Annotated in this window: 20 protein-coding genes and 1 pseudogene; 16 read left to right on the forward strand and 5 right to left on the reverse strand. The window is 60.7% G+C overall.

All coding sequences use genetic code 11. The annotated features are described in order from the left end of the window. Position 1: 1 nt before the first annotated feature. Complete coding sequence (locus AC1DYQ_RS01045; protein ID WP_477685205.1) at positions 2 to 1,315, reverse strand: O-acetylhomoserine aminocarboxypropyltransferase; 1,314 nt, start codon at positions 1,313 to 1,315, stop codon at positions 2 to 4. Positions 1,316 to 1,486: 171 nt separating this feature from the next. Here AC1DYQ_RS01045 and AC1DYQ_RS01050 point away from each other — a divergent pair, with 171 nt between their 5' ends. The 4 genes from AC1DYQ_RS01050 to AC1DYQ_RS01065 all read left to right on the forward strand — a co-directional run bounded on the left by AC1DYQ_RS01050 (position 1,487) and on the right by AC1DYQ_RS01065 (position 4,142). Beyond that, positions 1,487 to 1,942 (forward strand): CBS domain-containing protein, encoded by a 456-nt coding sequence (locus AC1DYQ_RS01050; RefSeq protein WP_457280097.1) that lies wholly within the window; start codon positions 1,487 to 1,489, stop codon positions 1,940 to 1,942. 141 nt (positions 1,943 to 2,083) lie between these two features. After that, positions 2,084 to 3,286, forward strand: coding sequence for an MFS transporter (locus AC1DYQ_RS01055; protein WP_477685206.1), 1,203 nt, complete (start codon positions 2,084 to 2,086; stop codon positions 3,284 to 3,286). A 164-nt stretch (positions 3,287 to 3,450) separates the two neighbouring features. Next, positions 3,451 to 3,861 carry a DUF4259 domain-containing protein gene (locus tag AC1DYQ_RS01060; protein WP_477685207.1) on the forward strand — a complete coding sequence of 137 codons (411 nt, stop codon included), beginning with the start codon at positions 3,451 to 3,453 and terminating at the stop codon, positions 3,859 to 3,861. A gap of 14 nt (positions 3,862 to 3,875) precedes the next feature. Beyond that, the gene (locus tag AC1DYQ_RS01065; protein WP_477685208.1) at positions 3,876 to 4,142 is read left to right on the forward strand and encodes a hypothetical protein; all 267 of its coding nucleotides are present in this window, start codon (positions 3,876 to 3,878) and stop codon (positions 4,140 to 4,142) included. A 96-nt stretch (positions 4,143 to 4,238) separates the two neighbouring features. Here AC1DYQ_RS01065 and AC1DYQ_RS01070 read toward each other — a convergent pair whose 3' ends face one another. Continuing rightward, the gene (locus tag AC1DYQ_RS01070; protein ID WP_477685209.1) at positions 4,239 to 5,459 is read right to left on the reverse strand and encodes a polyhydroxyalkanoate depolymerase; all 1,221 of its coding nucleotides are present in this window, start codon (positions 5,457 to 5,459) and stop codon (positions 4,239 to 4,241) included. 169 nt (positions 5,460 to 5,628) lie between these two features. Here AC1DYQ_RS01070 and AC1DYQ_RS01075 point away from each other — a divergent pair, with 169 nt between their 5' ends. Further along, positions 5,629 to 6,285 (forward strand): glutathione S-transferase, encoded by a 657-nt coding sequence (locus AC1DYQ_RS01075; RefSeq protein ID WP_477685210.1) that lies wholly within the window; start codon positions 5,629 to 5,631, stop codon positions 6,283 to 6,285. A gap of 314 nt (positions 6,286 to 6,599) precedes the next feature. On the opposite strand, the gene AC1DYQ_RS01080 is transcribed toward AC1DYQ_RS01075, so the two are convergent. Further along, positions 6,600 to 7,022: a cupin domain-containing protein gene (locus AC1DYQ_RS01080; RefSeq protein WP_477685211.1), complete on the reverse strand. Its 423-nt coding sequence runs from the start codon at positions 7,020 to 7,022 to the stop codon at positions 6,600 to 6,602. Positions 7,023 to 7,330: 308 nt separating this feature from the next. On the opposite strand from AC1DYQ_RS01080, the gene AC1DYQ_RS01085 reads away from it, so the two are divergent. The 3 genes from AC1DYQ_RS01085 (at position 7,331) to aroC (ending at position 9,626) form a co-directional block, all read left to right on the forward strand. Then, a complete protein-coding gene (locus AC1DYQ_RS01085; protein WP_477685212.1) occupies positions 7,331 to 7,777 on the forward strand; it encodes a hypothetical protein in 447 nt (148 codons plus the stop codon). A gap of 34 nt (positions 7,778 to 7,811) precedes the next feature. Then, entirely contained in the window at positions 7,812 to 8,414 is a 603-nt protein-coding gene (locus AC1DYQ_RS01090) for a hypothetical protein (RefSeq protein ID WP_477685213.1), read from the forward strand. Between the two features lie 114 nt (positions 8,415 to 8,528). Continuing rightward, entirely contained in the window at positions 8,529 to 9,626 is a 1,098-nt protein-coding gene (gene aroC, locus AC1DYQ_RS01095) for a chorismate synthase (RefSeq protein ID WP_477685214.1), read from the forward strand. A 129-nt stretch (positions 9,627 to 9,755) separates the two neighbouring features. On the opposite strand, the gene AC1DYQ_RS01100 is transcribed toward aroC, so the two are convergent. Continuing rightward, positions 9,756 to 10,640 carry a DMT family transporter gene (locus AC1DYQ_RS01100; RefSeq protein ID WP_477685215.1) on the reverse strand — a complete coding sequence of 295 codons (885 nt, stop codon included), beginning with the start codon at positions 10,638 to 10,640 and terminating at the stop codon, positions 9,756 to 9,758. 144 nt (positions 10,641 to 10,784) lie between these two features. Here AC1DYQ_RS01100 and AC1DYQ_RS01105 point away from each other — a divergent pair. After that, positions 10,785 to 10,943 (forward strand): annotated as a pseudogene (locus AC1DYQ_RS01105) (short-chain dehydrogenase); the annotation flags it as partial. A 256-nt stretch (positions 10,944 to 11,199) separates the two neighbouring features. Here the strand turns inward: AC1DYQ_RS01105 and AC1DYQ_RS01110 are convergent. Continuing rightward, positions 11,200 to 12,012 (reverse strand): IclR family transcriptional regulator domain-containing protein, encoded by an 813-nt coding sequence (locus AC1DYQ_RS01110; protein ID WP_477685216.1) that lies wholly within the window; start codon positions 12,010 to 12,012, stop codon positions 11,200 to 11,202. Positions 12,013 to 12,205: 193 nt separating this feature from the next. Between AC1DYQ_RS01110 and AC1DYQ_RS01115 the strand changes: the two genes are divergently transcribed. The 7 genes from AC1DYQ_RS01115 to AC1DYQ_RS01145 all read left to right on the forward strand — a co-directional run bounded on the left by AC1DYQ_RS01115 (position 12,206) and on the right by AC1DYQ_RS01145 (position 18,997). Beyond that, on the forward strand, positions 12,206 to 13,174 hold the full coding sequence (locus tag AC1DYQ_RS01115) for a shikimate dehydrogenase family protein (RefSeq protein WP_477685217.1): 969 nt from the start codon (positions 12,206 to 12,208) through the stop codon (positions 13,172 to 13,174). A 27-nt stretch (positions 13,175 to 13,201) separates the two neighbouring features. Beyond that, positions 13,202 to 14,413 (forward strand): ABC transporter substrate-binding protein, encoded by a 1,212-nt coding sequence (locus AC1DYQ_RS01120; protein ID WP_477685218.1) that lies wholly within the window; start codon positions 13,202 to 13,204, stop codon positions 14,411 to 14,413. Positions 14,414 to 14,530: 117 nt separating this feature from the next. Next, positions 14,531 to 15,406: a branched-chain amino acid ABC transporter permease gene (locus AC1DYQ_RS01125; RefSeq protein ID WP_457280111.1), complete on the forward strand. Its 876-nt coding sequence runs from the start codon at positions 14,531 to 14,533 to the stop codon at positions 15,404 to 15,406. After that, positions 15,403 to 16,410, forward strand: a complete 1,008-nt coding sequence (locus AC1DYQ_RS01130; protein WP_457280112.1) for a branched-chain amino acid ABC transporter permease — start codon at positions 15,403 to 15,405, stop codon at positions 16,408 to 16,410. The genes AC1DYQ_RS01125 and AC1DYQ_RS01130 overlap by 4 nt, the downstream gene beginning before the upstream one ends. Then, a complete protein-coding gene (locus AC1DYQ_RS01135) occupies positions 16,407 to 17,165 on the forward strand; it encodes an ABC transporter ATP-binding protein (protein ID WP_477685219.1) in 759 nt (252 codons plus the stop codon). Before AC1DYQ_RS01130 ends, AC1DYQ_RS01135 begins: the two co-directional genes overlap by 4 nt. Positions 17,166 to 17,300: 135 nt before the next feature. Continuing rightward, positions 17,301 to 18,062 carry an ABC transporter ATP-binding protein gene (locus AC1DYQ_RS01140; RefSeq protein ID WP_477685220.1) on the forward strand — a complete coding sequence of 254 codons (762 nt, stop codon included), beginning with the start codon at positions 17,301 to 17,303 and terminating at the stop codon, positions 18,060 to 18,062. 32 nt (positions 18,063 to 18,094) lie between these two features. Beyond that, on the forward strand, positions 18,095 to 18,997 hold the full coding sequence (locus tag AC1DYQ_RS01145; protein ID WP_477685221.1) for a VOC family protein: 903 nt from the start codon (positions 18,095 to 18,097) through the stop codon (positions 18,995 to 18,997). The last annotated feature ends 1 nt before the right edge of the window (position 18,998 follow it).

The raw sequence follows: 18,998 nt of genomic DNA on the forward strand, positions 1-18,998 counted from the left end.
TTCAGGCCCCCGCTTTCACGCCGGCTTTTTCTGCCGCCTTGAGTGCGCGCTTGAGGTCGTCCAGCAGGTCGTCCGGGTCTTCCAGTCCAATCGACAGGCGGATCGTGCCTTGTGTGATGCCGCCGGCCGCCAGCGCTTCGTCGCTCATGCGGAAATGCGTGGTGCTGGCGGGGTGGATCACCAGGCTGCGGCAGTCGCCCACGTTGGCCAGGTGGCTGAAGACTTTCAGCGCCTCGATGAAGGCCTTGCCCTGTTCGCGGTTGCCCTTGATGTCGAAGCTGAACACCGAGCCGGCGCCGCGCGGCAGCAGCTTTTTGGCCAGTGCATGGCTGGGGTGCGACTCGAGCATGGGGTGGCCCACGCGTGAAACCAGCGGGTGGCTGGCAAGAAACTGCACCACCTTTTCGGTGTTGCCCATGTGCCGCGCCATACGAAGCGGCAGGGTTTCAATGCCCTGCAAAATCAGCCATGCCGTATGCGGGCTCATGCAGGCGCCGAAGTCACGCAGGCCCTCACGCCGCGCGCGCAGCAGGAAGGCGCCCACGGTGCTTTCCTCGCTGAACACCATGTTGTGAAAGCCTTCGTAGGCTTCGGTCAGCTCGGCAAATTTGCCGGATTTTTCCCAGTCGAAACTGCCGCCGTCCACCACCACGCCGCCAATCACCGTGCCGTGGCCGCTCAGGAACTTGGTGGCCGAGTGGTAGACCAGGTCGGCGCCGTGGTCAAAGGGCTTGATGAGCCAGGGTGAGGTGAGGGTGGAGTCCACCAGCAGCGGCACGCCGGCATCATGGGCAATGCTCGAGACCGCTTCGATGTCCAGCACATCGAGGCCCGGGTTGCCCACGGTTTCGCCGAAGAAAAGTTTGGTGTTGGGCCGTACAGCGGCGCGCCAGCCGTCCAGGTCACCGGGCTTGACGAAGGAGGTGTCAATGCCGAAACGACGCAAGGTGTAGTGCAGCAGGTTCTGGCTGCCGCCGTAAAGCGCGGTGCTGGCGACGATGTGCGAGCCGGCGCCCATCAAGGTGGCAATTGCCAGGTGCAGTGCCGCCTGCCCGCTGGACGTGGCGATCGCGCCTATGCCGCCTTCCAGAGCCGACACGCGCTGCTCCAGCACCGCGTTGGTCGGGTTGCTGATGCGCGAATAGACGTGGCCTGCGCGTTCGAGGTTAAAGAGGCTGGCCGCGTGGTCGCTGGATTCGAAGACAAAAGAAGTCGTCAGGTGAATCGGCACGGCACGCGCGCCGGTGGTGGGGTCGGGCGCGGCGCCGGCGTGCAACGCCAGGGTGTCGAAGCCGGGGTCTGAGTAACCGGGCATGGGTTTGTCTCCAGTCAGAAAAAAGTGGCGGTGCGCCGGGCAATCGCAGGAGCCCGAACAGATTCTTGCAACCTGCCGTTTGATTGTGGGCTATATTTAAACTGAATTCCCTGTTGCCGCGCTGTGGTGGGACAATGAGGGCCGGCAAGCAGCACAACCGAGGAGATGGCCATGAAGGTTCTAGACATACTGCGCGTGAAGGGCAACACGCTTTACACCGTCCAGCCTGACGAACCCCTTGCCAAGGCGGCGCAGATCATGGCCGAAAAAGACATCGGCTCACTGGTCGTCATGGAGCACGGCGACCTGGTCGGCATGCTGACATTTCGCGAAGTGATTGTCTGCATCGTCAAAAACGGCGGTGAGATCGGCAGCACGCTGGTGCGCACTGCCATGGACGACCACCCACTCACCTGCACGTCGGAGACCGAACTCGACGAAGTCCGCCGCATGATGCTGGAACGCCACGCGCGTTACATGCCTGTGATGAACCAGAAAGTCATGATGGGCGTCATCAGCCTTTACGACGTGGCCAAGGCCGTGGTGGACAGCCAGAACTTCGAAAACAAGATGCTCAAGGCCTATATCCGCGACTGGCCGGAAGAAGACGGCGCCGACCGCAGCTGAACACAAGGGGTACGGACCTGATGGCGTTCTTTGCGTAAAAGATGCCGCCTGCCCAATCAGCCCAATCAGGAAGAGCGCAAGGCGCTATCAAAATAATAGCCAGATACGCAAGGCATCTGGCCTGCTTTGCGAGGCAAGGCGATGGGAGCAGGAGTGCGCGACAACGCCAACAACGCCAACGGCCAGCTGTTTTATAGCTCCTTGTTCCTTTCCAGGCTTGCCGACCAGATACTGCTGTTCCTGGTTCCTCTGGTGGTTTTCGAAACCACAGGAAGTGTGGCCTGGTCCGGTATCGCCTTCACGGTAGAAACGCTCCCCCGCTTCCTGGCTTTTCCCGTGTGCGGCGCGCTGTGCGACCGGGTTTCGCCTCTCAAGCTTTTGCGCATCAGCCAGCTCTACCGCGCGCTCGTATGCATCGGCGGGGCGGCCGCTTTTCAGTGGCTGGGCGGCATTGGCTGGCTGATTGCCCTGTCCGCGGTCTGCGGTGTGCTGACCACCCAGGGCCTGATGGCCCGCGAGGTCATGCTGCCGCAGATATTCAGGCAGCACCGCTTTGAAAAAGTGCTGGCCCATGCGCAGATTGCCGACCAGCTCGGCATGGTGCTGGGCCCCGTGCTGGCGTCACTGCTGTTGCGCTGGATGCCATGGCCCGCGGTGGTGGCAGCCACCGCGGCACTCTTTCTGCTGGCCGATGGCGCCGTGACCTTGTGGCACCGGAAGAACCCGGTTGAGCTGGCCGCGCCCGAGACCGCCCCGGACCATTGGCTGCGGCCCATCCGCACCGCGTTTTCGCAGGTGCTGCACCTGCCGGGCCTGAAAAAAGTGATTGCGCTGGCGGCCGGCGTGAACCTGGTTATCGGTGTGACGCTCGCCACCTCGGCCGCGATGGTGACCGGGCTGCTGCAGCGCACGGCGGGCGATTACGCGTTGCTGCAAACGGCCGGCGCCATTGCCACCGTCATCATCCTGCTGTTCATCGCCCGCACCGTGCTGCCCTTGCGCACCCTGGGCCTGGTGTCATACAGCGTGATGTTGGCCGGCGGCTTGCTGACGGGGCTGGCCGGCAGCTTCTGGGTGTATACCGCCGGTTTCTTGCTGGTGATCGGCTTTGACAAGATGTTCAACGTCTACATCCGCAGCCTGCGCCAGAAGATCATTCCACCGGGAGACCTTGGCAAGACTACTGGCGTGATCGTGATGCTCAACAATTTGTCGCAGCCGCTGGCAGGCATGCTGGTGGGGGTGTTTGCGGGGGTGATGGAGGGGCGTGGGGTGATTTTGGGATTGGTCGGGGTGATGGGTTTGATTGGGGTTGGGGTGGCACGGATGAGGCCGGCGCAGTGAGCTTTTGGCGTGAGGTGAGAACCTTCGCTGCGCTTAGACTCTCTCAGCTTTGGAATTGACGTGCTCCTGCGCCATTGGCATGGGTTCGTCCCTTTCGGTGAGACATCTAACAGGCGACGCCCTTGGCCGCCTGCCGTTCAACGCTAAGACTTAAGGAGTTCTGTATGGGTGCTTGGGCAATTGACGCGCTGGGTAATGACGATGCATGCGATTGGGCCTACGGCCTTGATGAATGCCGTGATCTCTCACTCGTTGAGGAAACGCTGAACAAAGCGCTTTCAGACGGATTGGAGTACCTGGAATCTCCAGATGCTTGCGAGGCTCTCGCGGCAATCGAAGTCATCGCAAGGCTCCAGGGTAATTGGGGAGTGAAGAACTCTTACAGTGAGTCAATCGATATCTGGGTCGAAAAAATCAGACTCATTCCGAGTAGCGCACTGGCAGAAAAGGCTCACAAGGTTATCGAACGAATCCTGGCGGATGGTTCTGAATTGAAAGAGCTTTGGGAAGATTCGGACGAGTTTGATGCGTGGAAGGCATCGATAAAAGACCTTGCTGACCGCGTGCAAATATAGACGCGAAATCCTTGATGAATGCCTACGAAGAACTCCGGCGAAGATTGGAGTCAAAAGGTGTCGGGATGAGTGCGCTCCGAATCAACGACACGCCGTCTGATAACACTTACTGCATCCTCAACCATGGCGATGCGATTGAAACTTTTTACTTTGAGCGTGGAGGGAAGTTCGAGCGGAGAGCGTTCACGGAAGATGCAACTGCGACGGCAATTGCACATTTTGAGGAATGGGTTCTGGCAGATCAATCGATCCGCAGAGATTGGGATGGTGTCGTCCGATAAGGCTCGAGTCCTGAAGGATAGGTCAACTGATTGCTATTAATTCAGGAGCTGCTTGCGCCCGATTCCATTGGCCTGGAGGCCGATTTCGTATGAATTTCAGCCCATGCTCGAGTGAATCATCTCCCGAACCCGCGGATAAATCTGCTGGTTCCACTTGCGCCCGCTGAACACCCCATAGTGCCCCACGCCGGTCTGCACATGGTGGGTTTTCATGTACGGCCGGATGCCGGTGCACAGGTCCTGCGCCGCAACCGTTTGCCCTACGGCGCAGATGTCGTCGCGTTCCCCCTCAACAGTCATGAGCGCCGTGCGGCGAATGGCGGCAGGTTTGACAAGGCGGCCGCGGTAGCTGAGCTTGCCCAGCGGCAGGTCGTAGGTCTGGAACACCTTTTCCACTGTTTCCAGGTAGAACTCGGCGGGGAGATCGTTCACGGCGAGGTACTCGTCATAAAACACGCGGATGATGTTGGCCTTTTCCACATCACCGTCCACCAAGTGCTGGTACATGTCCTGGAAGGATTTTTTGTGCCGGTCCAGGTTCATGCTCAGAAAAGCGCTCAACTGCACAAAACCTGGATACACGCGGCGCATGTAGCCGGCGTGCGGAAGCGGCACATGGCTGATCAGGTTTTTCTCGAACCACTCAATCGGCTGGCTGGTAGCCAGGGTGTTGACGCCGGTGGGGTTCACGCGGCAATCCACCGGGCCGGCCATCAGGGTCAGGCTGCGTGGCTGGGCCGGGTCGTCGTCTTCAGCCATGATGGCGGTGGCCGCCAGCGCCGCCACGCAAGGCTGGCACACCGCCACCACATGGGTGCCCGGGCCAATGGCCTGGGTGAAGCGGATCATGTGGTCGATGTAGTCGTCCAGCGCAAACGGGCCGTGGCTTAGGGACACATCGCGCGCGTTGTGCCAGTCGGTGATGTACACGTCGTGGTCTTGCAGCAGGGTGCGCACGGTTTCGCGCAGCAGCGTGGCAAAGTGGCCCGACAGCGGCGCTACCAGCAGCACCGGCGGCTGGAAGGGCAGGCCCGAGGGTGTTTCCTTGCGAAAGCGCAGCAGGGTACCAAAGGGCATGGACAGAACGGTTTCTTCCGTCACGGCAAGTTCGCGCTCGCCCACCTTCACTGAGCTGATGCCATAGGCCGGCCGTGTATGCGTCAGCCGCAGGCGTGAAAACACCTCCATGGACGCCGAAATCTTGCGCAGCAGGCTGCCTTCGGTTTTACCCAGCCAGAATGCCGCGCTACCGCTTTGGGCGAACAGGCGAAACGGCGACAGCAGGTCGGACTGGGTTTGGTAGGCCTGGTAAAGCATGGTTGTCCTGACATGAATCGGAATTCGTTGTCTCTTTGTCTCTGCCAGTCCATGCAGGCAAGTTACGGGCCAGTCGGAGCCGAAAAACGCAGGCTGGCATAAGCCTTGCGGGAGTTCAAGCATCCATCCTGCTAGCCAGCAGGGCCTTTCCGGTTCAAGGAGCATGTGCATGGCCAAAGCCATCCTGACGATCAGCAGCAAGAACTACGGAGCGTGGGCCCTGCGCGGCTGGCTGCTGGCGAAGTTCGCGGGGCTGGAATTCACCGAAAAAGTGATTTCACCGGATGACCCGGCGATGAAGGCCGAAATGCTGCTGCTTTCGTCCAGCATGCTGGTGCCGTCGCTGCAGCACGGCAACGTCAAGGTGTGGGACACCCTGGCGATTGCCGAATACCTCAATGAAATCAAGCCTAAAGCCCAGTTGCTGCCCGTGGACATCAAGGTGCGGGCGCATTGCCGTGCGGTGTGCGGCGAAATGCATTCGGGCTTTGCCTCCATGCGCGCGGCGCTGCCGATGAACATCAAGGCGCATTTTTCGGGCTTCAAGGTCTGGTCCCGCGCGCAGGCCGACATCGACCGTGTCCTGGAAATCTGGAAGGAATGCCTGGCCACCTATGGCGGCCCCTATCTGTTCGGCAAGCAGCTGTCGGTGGCCGATGCCATGTATGCGCCGGTGGTTACCCGGTTTTTGACCTACGACGTGCCGCTGGACAAGGCTTGTACCGCGTATTGCAAGCGCATCATGGAGTTGCCGGCGATGAAGGAGTGGGTGGCTGAGGCTCGGAAGGAGCCGGATGACATTGATGAGTTGGATGCGGAGTTTTGAGCTGACTGACGGCGATGTCTGTTGGTCTGATGAGGGCTGGGTTCTCTGCTGAGGGCTCTGGCCGGGGGTTGCCCGGCATGCAACTCACTTTCTTTTGCTTCGCCAAAAGAAAGTAAGCAAAGAAAAGGCGACCCTGGTTCCTGCGTCCCTCCGCTGCGCTGCGGGCAACCTGCGGTGCTCGGTCCAGCCGGGGTCAAAAACAACTCGCTTCGCTCAAACAAGTTTTTGCCCTGATCCGTCTGAACCTCCGCTCCTCGGCGCATCCACAAGGGGCAATCGGGAGCGGGTGCGGGGATGGGGGCGGCCAGGGCCGGTTACTTCCWGGGCGTGGGGGGCGGGATCTCGCAGACCGGGTCGACGTCGATCGATTTGAAGTCCGCCGGCCCGACGATTTCGAGGTATTCCATGTCGGGGGAGTAGTCGAACAGGAAATGCTTGATGCCCGGGCGCTGGTGCACCACGTCGCCGGCCTCGACCAGGGTTTCCTTGTCTTCGTACATAAAGCGGGCCCAGCCCTTGGTCATGATGACGATCTGGAAATCTGCCTCATGACGGTGCCATCCCGTGCCTGTTTCTGGTGCCATATTCGCCTTCACAAGGTGCGCGATGACCTTGCCGTTGGTCGCGTCGGCAATGCCAAGGTCGCGGTACAGGAAAAAGTCGCGCAAACCACCGGAGACAAACTGCGTGTCACCGGGCTTGACATGGGAAAACTTGGTCGCGGTGCGGTCCAGCATGGGGTGCTCCTGTTCAATCAAGACATCCAATTCGGGGTTGGTGCAGTGCAGCAAGCATGAAGTGTTCCACAGTGTGTGCGGCGTGCGCTACACCGCATGGCTGCACAGCCAGGGCGACAAAGAGGGGGGTGGTTGCAAAGCTATAGTTCAGGAACGCCTAAACCACACCCATACGGGTCAAAGGCGTCTGACCCTGTGGCTCAAGCGCATCCGCTTCCTCAAGGGGGAGCAGAGGCCTGCCCCTTGCTTCAAGCGAATGCCGGGCTTGTTCGGCTTTGTTGACACTTTCACCTTGGAAGACACTGTCCATGCGTCCATCGTTGAAGACCCGAAAGCCCATTGACCAACTCAAGCCGGAAGACCTCATCGCTTTTCCCGTCTGGGAGTTCGCAAGCGACGAGGAAGAGGATGAAGAGCAGGACGAAACCTGGGTTCGCCCTCATCTGGCGAAGATGATGGGTCCGGACCTTTACGACCTGTCCGTTGCTGCTGATTTCCTTGCTTCCTCAGGCCAGACGTTCACCGGCTTTATTGGCGTGACCACGGCTGGCGATCTCGAGTTTGGGCATGGGGTGCTGCTGCACGAAAACACCCACATCTTCGTTCCCTCGGCCGAGTACCCGCAGGCAAAAAAGGAACGCAAGGCGGTTGCGGCCGCGCTGCGCGTGAAAGAGTCTCAGGTCTTCCCGCTCAAGTTCACATTACGTGTTCTTCTGCAGGGCGAAGTTGCACCGCGCCACGGAGAGTTCGCGTAGCCGCAGTGCCGGCAAGCAACAAAACGTTCGCATCATGTCTGTTCTGGATCGCCCATTCTTCAATCTGTCTGTGATCAAGGCACCGGTGACCGAGGTTGCCCAGGCGTTTGATCGCTATCCGCCAATGCGGGTTCATAGCAGCCCAACCCCGTTTGTCTTGCCAGAACAGCCGTACACGGAAGACAAAGACGCGTCGCCGCTCATTCTCTGGTCACCGGCTAACGCCCCTGGGCTAACGGTTTTTATGCCTCACCTGTCTGCGGGAGATGATTACGTACCAGCTTATGCGCAGTTGACGTTTCGCTTTGATGTGATTTCAATTCGAAGTACGACTGATGATTGCAAGAAGGACGCGCTCAATGAGTTCTCGGCTTATTCCCAAGGCGCTTTGTTGCGCTTTGTACGTGTAATGAGTGACAACCCGGGTTGGGACTTCTATCAAAAGGGAGATCCTTTGTCCTTCGAAAACCTGGAAAAGTATCAGTTGCGATTAAAGCGGAAACGATTGCAGCGAGGCGATGTGCTTGCCTACGTTGAATCCTGGGGAGATCCAATCACATCGGCAATGTTCTGGCGCAGCGACTTTTCCGCTGTTACCTTCTTGCCGAAAGGACCGGCCCCTTCGGCATCGGTCTGACATGACCACGAGAAACCAGCGCTACCCACACTCCGGGTTTGTCCGGGCTTGTCAACGGCGGGCCTGAATCAGGCTGTCCGTGCCCCCTCAGCCCCCCTCTGGGATAATCCCCCCATGAGCGGAAATACCTTCGGAACCCTATTCGCAGTCACCAACTTCGGTGAATCCCACGGCCCGGCCATTGGCTGCGTGATTGACGGCTGCCCGCCGGGCATGGACTTGAGTGAGGCTGACATCCAGGGCGACCTGGATCGCCGCCGGCCCGGCACCAGCCGGCATGTCACGCAGCGCAATGAACCCGACGCTGTCGAGATCCTTTCCGGCGTGTACGAGGGCAAGACCACGGGCACCCCTATCTGCCTCCTGATCAGGAACACCGACCAGCGCAGCAAGGACTACGGCAACATCCTGGAAACCTTCCGCCCTGGCCATGCCGACTACACCTACCTGCACAAATACGGCCGGCGCGACCCGCGTGGCGGTGGCCGTGCTTCCGCCCGCCTGACGGCGCCAATGGTGGCCGCCGGCGCGGTGGCCAAGAAGTGGCTGGTTGAAAAATACGGCACCACCTTTCGCGGCTGCATGACGCAGATTGGCGACATCGCGATTCCGTTTGAATCGTGGGAACACGTGCCGGGCAATCCGTTCTTCGCGCCGGTGGCTGACGTTTCGAAACTGGAAGACTACATGGACGCGCTGCGCAAGGCCGGCGACTCCTGCGGCGCGCGCATTCGTGTCACGGCGTCCAAAGTGCCGGTGGGCCTGGGTGATCCGCTCTTTGACAAGCTGGATGCCGACATTGCTTTTGCCATGATGGGCATCAACGCCGTCAAGGGCGTTGAAATCGGCGCCGGCTTTGCCAGCGTCACGCAGCGCGGTACCACGCACGGCGACGGTCTGTCGCCAGAGGGCTTTCAGTCGAACAACGCCGGCGGTGTGCTGGGCGGCATCAGCACGGGGCAAGATCTGGAAGTCTCTATCGCCATCAAACCGACGAGCTCGATCATCACGCCGCGCCAGTCGATCGACACCGCGGGCAACCCCTCCGAAGTGGTGACGAAGGGCCGGCATGACCCTTGTGTCGGCATTCGCGCCACGCCGATTGCCGAGGCCATGCTGGCCCTGGTGGTGATGGAGCATGCGCTGCGCCAGCGTGCGCAGAATGCGGATGTGGTGGTCGCCACGCCCAACATCATGCAAAGCCGCAAATAAATCTACTGCGCAGCCCGATCTCGCATCTGCGGTCCTCACCGTACGGGTGTACGGTTCCGGTCCTCGACGCGACATCGGGTCGCTCGCTACGATTTCTTTACGGCTTCGCGCTGGTGCGTGCCTTAAGCTTTATGGCTCAGGTGGCGCAGCCCGAAACGGGTTAAAGCCCGTGATCAGCGCGGTGGCCGACAGCACCAGCACGCAACCGGGCAACATGCTGATCGTCACCGGCTCCCCCAGAAACAGCCCGCCCCAGGTCACGCCGAACAGCGGAATCATGAAGGCCGCCGACGTGGTGGCGCTGGCCGGAATCTCGCGCATCAGCCGCATGCTGATCCAGTACATAAACCCGGAGGTAAACGTGCCCAGCACCGTAACGGCAGCCACGGCGCCCGGCGTCAGGACAGCCGAGGGTGCGGCGATCCCGCCCGGTATGAGCAGGATCAGGGCCGCGGCCACATGCACCACCGCTGACGAAGGCAGCGGCGAATAGGCCATGGTGGCGCGTTTCATGAGGATGGCACCGAAGCCGTAGCTGGCCGACGCGGCCACACAGGCCAACGCCGCCAGCACGACCCGGGGCCTGACGGCGACGGGCCCCAGTTGCACCAGCAGCGCGACGCCGGCAAAGCCGACTGCGCAGCCGAGCAGGCGGAGGCGGGTGAGTTTTTCCTCGCCGGCCAGTGCGGCGGCCATCACGCCGAAGAGCGGCACCGTGGCATTGAGCACCGCCGAATAGCCCGACGGGATGACCAGCGCGGCCCAGTTGTACAGCACAAAGGGAACCACCACCGACAGCATGCTCAGCAGCGCCAGCCGGGGCCACGCCTCGCGCGGCGGCCATTGGCCGCGCAGCCTGCTCATCAGCAGGCCCAGCACGATCGAGGCCAGGACGCAGCGGGTGGCCGCTACCACCCACGGCCCCAGGGCGGGGCTAGCGATACGCAGCAGGGGAAATGATGCGCCCCAGAGGGCGGACATCGCGATGAGCTGGAGGAAGTGTCGGGTTTGCATCAAACGCCGCTCGGGCGGCAACAAAAGCGGCAATGGAAAAGATGGCTGCCTTGATTGTGCAAGATTCGGCCCGACGCTGCAGCGGCCCGCAAGGCATGGCCGGGGTGAAGGCGCGGATTTTTCCTACACCGCGCCAGGTGCGGGCCGCTCGTCATCAAGGACTTCGGCAGGAAGACCGACATGAGGCGGCCGGCGCAACCTGAGGAGTTGTCGCCTGCTTATGTATTTTTGGCTTCTCCTGTTTGTTCCAGTTATGTCACGGGGATTGTTTTACCGGTGACGGGGAGTGTTGGGGCGGTTTGATTTTTTCGTAAAAAAAGGCTTTTGACTAATGGGAGTGGGCGCGAGCAGCTATTGAATTGATAGCGCCTCTTTGAGGCCGGATGTTGCTCCGGCTATGCGCCTTCTTCTGAGATCTGCTGGCCGGGGGTAGCCCGGCGGCTACTCACTTTTCTTTTGGCGAAGCAAAAGAAAGTTACTTGCATGCCGGGCAACCCCCGGCCAGCCACCCTCAGCAAAGCGCGCATCGCCAGAGCAAGAACCGCCCTGGCAGATGCACTCAAATCAGGTTTCTCATCGCCTGCGCCGTCTCCCGCAACACCGACAGAACCCGTCCCCCCGCCTCCTCACTCGACTCATGCCCCATGGGCATGGTCACGCTGAGCGCGCCCGCCACTTCCCCGTGCCGGTCCCGCAGCGGTACGGCAATACCGCGGTAATTGAGTTCCAGCTGCTGCTCGGAAATCGCCCATCCTTGCGCCCGCACGCGCGCCAGTTCAATCCGCAGGCGGTCCTTGCTGGCGATCGTGTACGAGGTGTAGGCCTTGAGTTCGTGGTTGGCCAGCCAGGTTTCCAGCCAGGCGGGGTCGCGCATCGACAGCATTAAAAGGCCCGCTGCCGTGACCTGGGCCTGCACGCGTGAACCCAGCACGTAGCCGGTGTTCATGGCGCGGCTGGAGCCGTTGCGGGCGATATAGACGATGTCGTCGCCGTCCATCACGCTGACGTACGCGCTCTCCTGGGTGCCGGCGGTCACGCGCTGCAAAAAGGGTTGCACGATGCGCGGCAGGCGCGCCGACTCCAGGTAGGACTGGCCCAGGCGAAGCACCCGCGGTGTCAGCCAGAAGAGCTTGCCGTCGCTGGCGACGTACCCCAGGTGCTCCAGTGTCAGCAAATAGCGGCGGGCGGCCGTGCGTGTCATGCCGCAGCGCGCGCCGGCCTGGCTGGCGGTCAGGCGTGGGTTGGCATCGTCAAAACATTCGATGATGGACAGGCCTTTTTCCAGCCCGGCAATCCAGTCGCGCTTGTCCAGCGTGGAAGGGGTGGGGGCCTGCAATGTAGAGGGTGAAATGGGGAGTTTGGCCGCGGTCATTTGCTGAAGTATTCACAACACGGTGTCAACGCAGGCGTAGGTCAAACCCTTGTTTCGTTCGATCATCGATCTTTATTGAGCGATTAACGATCAATTTGGTGATAAACCTGTTGGGATTCCTGAGGCTAGCTACTAAAGTTCACACCAAATCTGGCAGTTTCAATCGATTATCGAACGTTTCAGGCAATCCAGCATGTTTTCCACCATTCAGGGCAATACCGACGTGTATTTGATCCCCGGCGATCCGGTCGGGCAGGTGCGTGCGCCGGAGGTGTTCAACCTGATCTTCAAGACGCTGGGTATTGATGCTGTCCTTGTCCCGGTACATGTGGCCGCCGGGGACATCCAGGCTTTTGTAAAGGCCGCTTTCCTGGCCAGGAACGTCAAAGGCATGCTGTTGACCATCCCGCACAAGGCCGAAGTGATGAGCCTGCTTTCGCATTGCAATGACGCGGGCCGGGTAGCCGGCGCGGTGAACGGCATTCGCCGTAACGCAGCCGGTGAACTGGAAGGCGCCTTGTTTGACGGCAAAGGTTTTGTCCTGTCGCTGGACTATTTCGGTGTGGCCTACGCCGGCAAGCGCGTGTTGATACTGGGCGCAGGCGGCGCGGCTGCCGCGATTACCGCTTCACTCGCAATGGCGGGCAGCCAGGCGCCAGCCGCCATTTCGCTCTATGACCCGGCGCCCGGCAAGGCGCAGGTGCTGGCCGACCAGATTGCCGCCGCTATGCCGCTGTCCAACGCAAGCATCGCGGCTGTGAGCAGCGGTGACCCGTCGGGCCATGACGTGGTGGTGAATGCCTCACCGCTGGGGCTCCGGGCCGATGATCCCCTTCCGTGCGATGTGTCCCGTATGGCGCCGCATGCGGCCGTCATGGACATCCTCATGAAGAACCAGCCGACGCCGCTGGTCCGGGCTGCCCGCGAGCGCGGTCTGACCGCACAGCCCGGATTTGAGATGCTGATCCAGCAGGTGCCGGACTACCTGGATTTTTTTGGGCATGCCGCAGCGGCGCAGGCCGTTCGCCGCGATGCCACCTTTATCCGGGGGCATTTGTACCCCGCCACGATGGCCGGTGAAATCAGGCGCCCCTTCCAGACCACACCATCTGACAGTGTTCCCATCCCAGGAGTCGGGGAAGCACGACTCGCATCACCTTGATTTTTTAACCCCCCAGAGGAGACAACCATGAAAAAACGATTCGCTCTCAAATTGATAGCCGCTTGCGCTCTCGCAGTAAGCGCTAGCGCTGGTTTTGCGCAAGACGTCATCAAGATCGCCAACATTGTCGAGCTGTCCGGCGGCGGCGCCACGGCAGGCACCAACTTCAAGAACGGCGTTGAGCTGGCCGTCAGGGAAATCAATGCCAACGGCGGCATCCTGGGGAAGAAAATCCAGACAACCACCGCTGATACGCAAAGCAATGCAGGCGTGGCCAAGGGGCTGACGCAAAAAGCCATCGATGACGACGTGTTTGCCATCTTCGGTCCGGTGTTCTCCGGCTCCATCATGGTCAGCATGGCCGAATCACGGCGCGCCGAGGTGCCCAACTTCACCGGGGGCGAGGCAGCCGGCATCACCGAGCAGGGCAACCCTTACGTGTTTCGCACCAGCTTCACGCAAGCCACTGCCATGCCCAAGGTGGCACGCTACATCAGTGATCAGGCCAAGCTCAAAAGCATTGCCGTCATTTATGTGAACAACGATTTCGGCAAAGGCGGGATGGACTCGATCAGGAAGGCCCTCGCCAATTCGCCGACCAAAATCCTGAGCGAGATCTCCACCGAACCCGGCCAGGTCGACTTCTCTGCCGCGGTGCTGCGTGCCAAGCAAAGCAATGCAGACGGCGTGTTCGCTTATTCAAACGAAGAAGAGTCGGCACGCTTGCTGCGTGAGCTGCGCAAGCAGGGCTGGAACAAGCCCATCATCGGCGAAACCACCCTGACAGGCCAGAAAGTCATTGAGCTGGCCGGTGAGGCTGCCAACGGCGCGATTGCCCACGTGGGCTTGACGGTGGATGCGCCGGTGCCTGCCATCCGCGCCTTCAAGGCCAAGTTCGAGAAGGACTACAAGTACATCTCCGACCACAACGGCATGAAGGGCTACTCCGGTGTTTACGTGCTCAAGGCTGCCATTGAAAAAGCCGGCAAGCTGGACCGCAAAGCCGTGGCTGCGGCCATGAAGGGCCTGAAGGTCAACACCGACAAATACCCCGGCGCGCTGATGTACACCGAGTTTGACAACAAGGGCGACCTCGACCGCATGAGCTTCATGGTGGAAGTCAAAAACGGCAAGCAGGAAGTCATTGACATGGTTCCCCCGCTTGGCCTGGCCACCCGGGACGTGAGCAAGACCCTTCCTTTGGCGCCTGCTGCGGCCAAGCCGGCCGCGAAGAAATAACTGAGTAACTGCAACCTCGGCCGGCCATGCGGGGCCGGCCGCTCATGGGGCAGGGCGCAAGCCCTTCCCATTGAGAACTCCGCTGAATACAACCGACTTTCTCCATCGGACCTTCCCATGACAGACTTTCTCCAACTCTTTTTCTCGGGCCTGGCCACCGGCAGCATTTATGCGCTGGCAGCCCTGGGCTTTACCTTGCTGTGGCAGGCCTCGGGAACGATCAACTTTGCGCAGGGTGAATTTGTCATGCTGCCGGCCTTCATGATGCTGGCCTTCATTTCGCTGGGCGCACCCATGCTGGTGAGCTTTGTGCTGGCGGTGCTGCTGGCCGTGCTGCTGCTGGGCTGGGTCTTCAAGCGGGGGGTGGTGGATCCACTCTTCAAGTACGGCATGATGCCCATCGTCGTGGCGACCATCGGGCTTTCCATTGCCCTGCGCAACGGCGTGCGCGCCGGCTACAGCGCCGAAGCCCATCCTTTTCCGAGCCTCTTTGCCGACAAGCTGTTCAATATCGCCGGCGTCACGATAACGCTTCAGGACATCGGCACTTTTGCGCTGGCCCTGATCATCGTGATGGCGACGCAGGCCTTCCTGGCCAAAACCGTCACGGGACGTGCCATGCAGGCCGTGGCACAAAACACCGAAAGCGCTTCGGTACTGGGCATTAATGTGCCGCGCATGATTTTCTACACCTTCGCCATCAATGCCGTGCTGGCGGTGGCGGCGGCCCTGCTCGTTACGCCCACTTACCTCGCCAAGTTCGACATGGGCGAAGGCCTGGGTACCAAGGCATTTTTTGCCGCCATCATCGGCGGTTTCAACAACTCGCGCGGCGCCTTGCTGGGCGGGCTGATTGTGGGGGTGTGCGAGAACCTGGCCGCTGCCTATATTTCACCGGCCTACAAGGACGCCGTGGCGCTGGTTATTTTCATGGTGGTGATTCTCTTCAAGCCACAAGGCCTGCTGGGTAAAAAAGAGGAGCGCAAGGTATGAAGCTCGCCAACAACAAATTTGCCCTGGTATTGACGGTTCTGGCCGCTTTGCTGGTACTGGCAGTGCCGCAGTTCCTGAAGAGCTACGGCATCTACCTGCTGACCTACTGGCTGGTTTTTATCATTGCCACCATGGGACTGAACCTGACCATTGGCTACGCGGGCCAGAAATCGCTGGGCCACGCGGCTTTCTTCGGTATTGGCGCCTACACCGTCGCCATCCTGATGAAGGCGGGTGTCAGCTTCTGGCTTGGTTTGCCGGCTGCCGCATTGATCTGTTTTGCCGTCGGGCTGATCCTGGGTTTCCCGGCGCTGCGCGTGCAGGCCATTTACCTGGCATTCGCCACGCTGGGTTTTAACACCGCCATCTGGCTGGTGATGCGCAATGAGGAATGGCTCACCGGGGGAACCTTCGGCATCAACAACATTGCACGGCCGTCCCTCTTCGGTTATTCGCTCGAAGGCAACCTGCCTTACTACTACTTTGTACTGGCCGTGACGGTCATTCTTTCGGGCCTGCTGTGGGGCCTGCTGCGCTCGCCCTGGGGCAAGGCCTTCACGGCCCTGCGCGACAACCCGATACGTGCCGAGAGCCTGGGGGTAGACATCCGCAACTACACGTTGCTGAGTTTTGCCATTGGCGCGGCGTATGCCGGTATCGCCGGTGCGTTGTTCGCATCGCTGGTGCAGTTCATTGAGCCGGGGCCGTTTACGGTGGCGGCATCCATCATGATGTATTTGATGGTGGTGGTCGGTGGCGCAGGTTATTTTCTGGGCCCGATCGTGGGCGCCGCCGTGGGTGTGGTGCTGCCGGAATGGCTGCGCGATGTGCCGCTGGTGTCCAACTGGTATTTGCCGATGTTCGGCGCTGCGGTGGTGCTGTTGATGGTGTGGCTGCCCGATGGGTTGCTCAGCATTCCTGACCGTATACGGGCCAAGCGCGCAGCGCGTGAGGCGTCCCAGGCACGTGCGGCTGCGGCCAGCCGGATCGGAGCGGCATCATGAGCAATGCATTGTTAAAAGTCGCCGGGCTCAAGAAGGCTTACGGCGCCATCCAGGCCGTGGGTGGAGTTTCCTTCGAAGTCATGCCGGGTGAAATTTTCGGTGTCATCGGCCCCAATGGTTCGGGTAAAACCACCATGTTCAACAGCGTGTTGGGCCAGATCACTCCCGACGCCGGTTCAATCGAGCTCAATGGAAAAACCATCACCGGCCTGTCACCGCTGGAGCTCAGCCGCCGCGGCGTGGGCCGCACCTTCCAGACGCTGCAGGTGTTTGGAAAGATGACGGTGCGCGACAACCTGATCGTGGCGGCCCAGGAGCACAAGGGCAGCCTGCTCGGCCGCATGTTTGCACCCGGTGACTCGGGGCTGGGCGACAAGGCCGATGCGCTCATCGACCAGTTCCGCATCCGCCATGTGGCCGACAAGCTCGCCGGTACCTTGAGCTACGGCCAGCAAAAGCTGGTGGACATCGCCATGGCTTTCATGGCCGAACCGGATCTGGTGCTGCTCGACGAGCCGTGCGCGGGCGTCAATCCTAGCCTGGTGGGCGGCATCTCGTCGCTGCTCCGGGATCTGAACCAGAACCCCAAATTTGGCCGCAAGGCCTCGTTTGTGGTGATCGAGCACAACATGGATTTTGTGATGGGCCTGTGCCACCGCATCATGGTGATGGTCGAAGGCAAGGTGCTGGCCATCGGTACGCCGGCGGAAATTCGGGCCAATAAAGAGGTATTGGACGCATATTTAGGGAATTAGCCTCCTGTCTCGGCTCACTTCGTGTAGCCGAAAAACGGGCAGTTAAGCCCCTCAGGGGGACAACCGCTGCGGCCCGGCGGAGCCGGTTCCGCGCCGTTGCTTGGAAAGAGGTCGATTGAGGCCATGGAGATTGATATGACAAGTGATATCTGTATCGAATTTGACGATGTGGTGGCGGGTTACAAGGACTTCATGATCCTGAACAACCTGTCGTTCAAGGTGCGTACGGGTTCCATCACGCTGCTGCTGGGCCCCAATGGTGCGGGCAAGTCCACGGTTTTGAAAGCGCTGTTTGGCTTGCTCAAGCCGCGGCAGGGCCGCATCCTGTTGAATGGTGAGGACATTTCGGGCGCCAGCCAGAAAGAATTGCTGGCCAAAGGAATTGTGTTTGTGCCCCAGGGGCGCAACCTGTTTGGCCAGCTTACTGTTTGGCAGAACCTGGAGCTGGGCGGCATCACGCTGGGTACGAAAACCACACACGAGCGTATTCCCGAGGTGCTGGAGTTTTTCCCGCGTGTCAAGGAACGCCTGCATTCCCAGGCCTCAGCGCTTTCGGGTGGTGAGCAGAAGCAACTTGAAATCGGCCGGGCCTTGCTGCTGCGCCCCAAGGTCATCCTGATTGACGAACCCTCAATCGGGTTGTCACCCATGGTGGTGCAGGACGTGTTCAAGCTGTTGCAGAAACTGGCGGCGCAGGGCACGACAGTATTGATGGTTGAGCAAAACGTCAAAAGCGCGCTGAAAATTTCCGATGACGCCATCGCGCTTGAGTCGGGGCAACTGGTGCTGCACAAGCCGGCGGCGGAGCTGCTGGCAGACCCCAACATCGAACGCCTCTTCCTCGGCGGCGGCCATGTGCCGGGCGCAACCGTGGCGCCCGCCGTGGCAACTTCCTGAATCTGCTGCAACCTCTCACCGGAGACATCACCATGAGCACCTTTGCACCAGCGCCAGCCGCCGACCGGGAGGCCATCCCCGAAGTCGCCAACCCCCTGGGGCTGGACGGCATTGAGTTCATTGAATACACCACCGCCAAGCCGCAGGCGCTGGGCCAGGTGCTGGAAACAATGGGCTTCCGTCCGGTCGCCCGCCACCGCTCGCGCGAGGTATTGCTGTACCGGCAAGGCAGCATGAACGTGATTGTCAATGCCCACATTCCCGCCATGCCGGATGGCGCCGCGCCGACCGACAAGCCGGTGATTGCCGCTGTGGCCTTGCGCGTGCGGGACGCGGCAGACGCCTATCACCGTGCGCTGGAGCGGGGCGCGTGGGCCGTGCCGTCGCGCGTCGAGGTGATGGAGCTGAACATCCCGGCCATCCATGGCGTGGGAAAGAGCCGCATTTATTTTGTAGACCGTTACGACAAGTTTTCGATCTATGACGTGGACTTTGTGCCGATTCCCACGGTGGATCAGCATCCGCCTGCCGTGGCGGGGTTGCACTTCTTTGGTGTCGTGCAATACATCGGCAATGACCGCACTGAAGACTGGGCCGAGTTTTACCGCGAGCTGTTTGGCTTTACCGACCTGCCCGACGAACAGCGCTTCGGCATCCTGCCCAAGGGACGCATCCTTCGCAGCCCGTGCCCGCCTTCGTCGCGCTTTTACCTTCAGCTGATCGAGCCTGAAGCCAGCGTGCTCGACGTGGAAGGGGACGAAAGCCTGCAGCGCATTGGCCTGGGCAGCGCAGACGTGCTGGCCACTGTCGGCGAGTTGCGCAAGCGCGGCGTGGAATTCCTCGAGTCACCCGGGGTCCATACCGAGGACCGCGGCGCGCTGACCAAGAGCTGGATGGGCAGCGTGAGTTTTGAGCTGGTCCATGACGTACGCTAAA

The organism is Polaromonas sp. P1_F4 (assembly GCF_056405675.1).

Bases quoted from the DNA above. Each gene is read 5' to 3' on its own strand.
- AC1DYQ_RS01045 (WP_477685205.1), bottom strand. From the start codon at position 1,315: ATGCCCGGTTACTCAGACCCCGGCTTCGACACCCTGGCGTTGCACGCC.
- AC1DYQ_RS01050 (WP_457280097.1), top strand. From the start codon at position 1,487: ATGAAGGTTCTAGACATACTGCGCGTGAAGGGCAACACGCTTTACACC.
- AC1DYQ_RS01055 (WP_477685206.1), top strand. From the start codon at position 2,084: ATGGGAGCAGGAGTGCGCGACAACGCCAACAACGCCAACGGCCAGCTG.
- AC1DYQ_RS01060 (WP_477685207.1), top strand. From the start codon at position 3,451: ATGGGTGCTTGGGCAATTGACGCGCTGGGTAATGACGATGCATGCGAT.
- AC1DYQ_RS01065 (WP_477685208.1), top strand. From the start codon at position 3,876: ATGAATGCCTACGAAGAACTCCGGCGAAGATTGGAGTCAAAAGGTGTC.
- AC1DYQ_RS01070 (WP_477685209.1), bottom strand. From the start codon at position 5,459: ATGCTTTACCAGGCCTACCAAACCCAGTCCGACCTGCTGTCGCCGTTT.
- AC1DYQ_RS01075 (WP_477685210.1), top strand. From the start codon at position 5,629: ATGGCCAAAGCCATCCTGACGATCAGCAGCAAGAACTACGGAGCGTGG.
- AC1DYQ_RS01085 (WP_477685212.1), top strand. From the start codon at position 7,331: ATGCGTCCATCGTTGAAGACCCGAAAGCCCATTGACCAACTCAAGCCG.
- AC1DYQ_RS01090 (WP_477685213.1), top strand. From the start codon at position 7,812: ATGTCTGTTCTGGATCGCCCATTCTTCAATCTGTCTGTGATCAAGGCA.
- aroC (WP_477685214.1), top strand. From the start codon at position 8,529: ATGAGCGGAAATACCTTCGGAACCCTATTCGCAGTCACCAACTTCGGT.
- AC1DYQ_RS01100 (WP_477685215.1), bottom strand. From the start codon at position 10,640: ATGCAAACCCGACACTTCCTCCAGCTCATCGCGATGTCCGCCCTCTGG.
- AC1DYQ_RS01110 (WP_477685216.1), bottom strand. From the start codon at position 12,012: ATGACCGCGGCCAAACTCCCCATTTCACCCTCTACATTGCAGGCCCCC.
- AC1DYQ_RS01115 (WP_477685217.1), top strand. From the start codon at position 12,206: ATGTTTTCCACCATTCAGGGCAATACCGACGTGTATTTGATCCCCGGC.
- AC1DYQ_RS01120 (WP_477685218.1), top strand. From the start codon at position 13,202: ATGAAAAAACGATTCGCTCTCAAATTGATAGCCGCTTGCGCTCTCGCA.
- AC1DYQ_RS01125 (WP_457280111.1), top strand. From the start codon at position 14,531: ATGACAGACTTTCTCCAACTCTTTTTCTCGGGCCTGGCCACCGGCAGC.
- AC1DYQ_RS01130 (WP_457280112.1), top strand. From the start codon at position 15,403: ATGAAGCTCGCCAACAACAAATTTGCCCTGGTATTGACGGTTCTGGCC.
- AC1DYQ_RS01135 (WP_477685219.1), top strand. From the start codon at position 16,407: ATGAGCAATGCATTGTTAAAAGTCGCCGGGCTCAAGAAGGCTTACGGC.
- AC1DYQ_RS01140 (WP_477685220.1), top strand. From the start codon at position 17,301: ATGACAAGTGATATCTGTATCGAATTTGACGATGTGGTGGCGGGTTAC.
- AC1DYQ_RS01145 (WP_477685221.1), top strand. From the start codon at position 18,095: ATGAGCACCTTTGCACCAGCGCCAGCCGCCGACCGGGAGGCCATCCCC.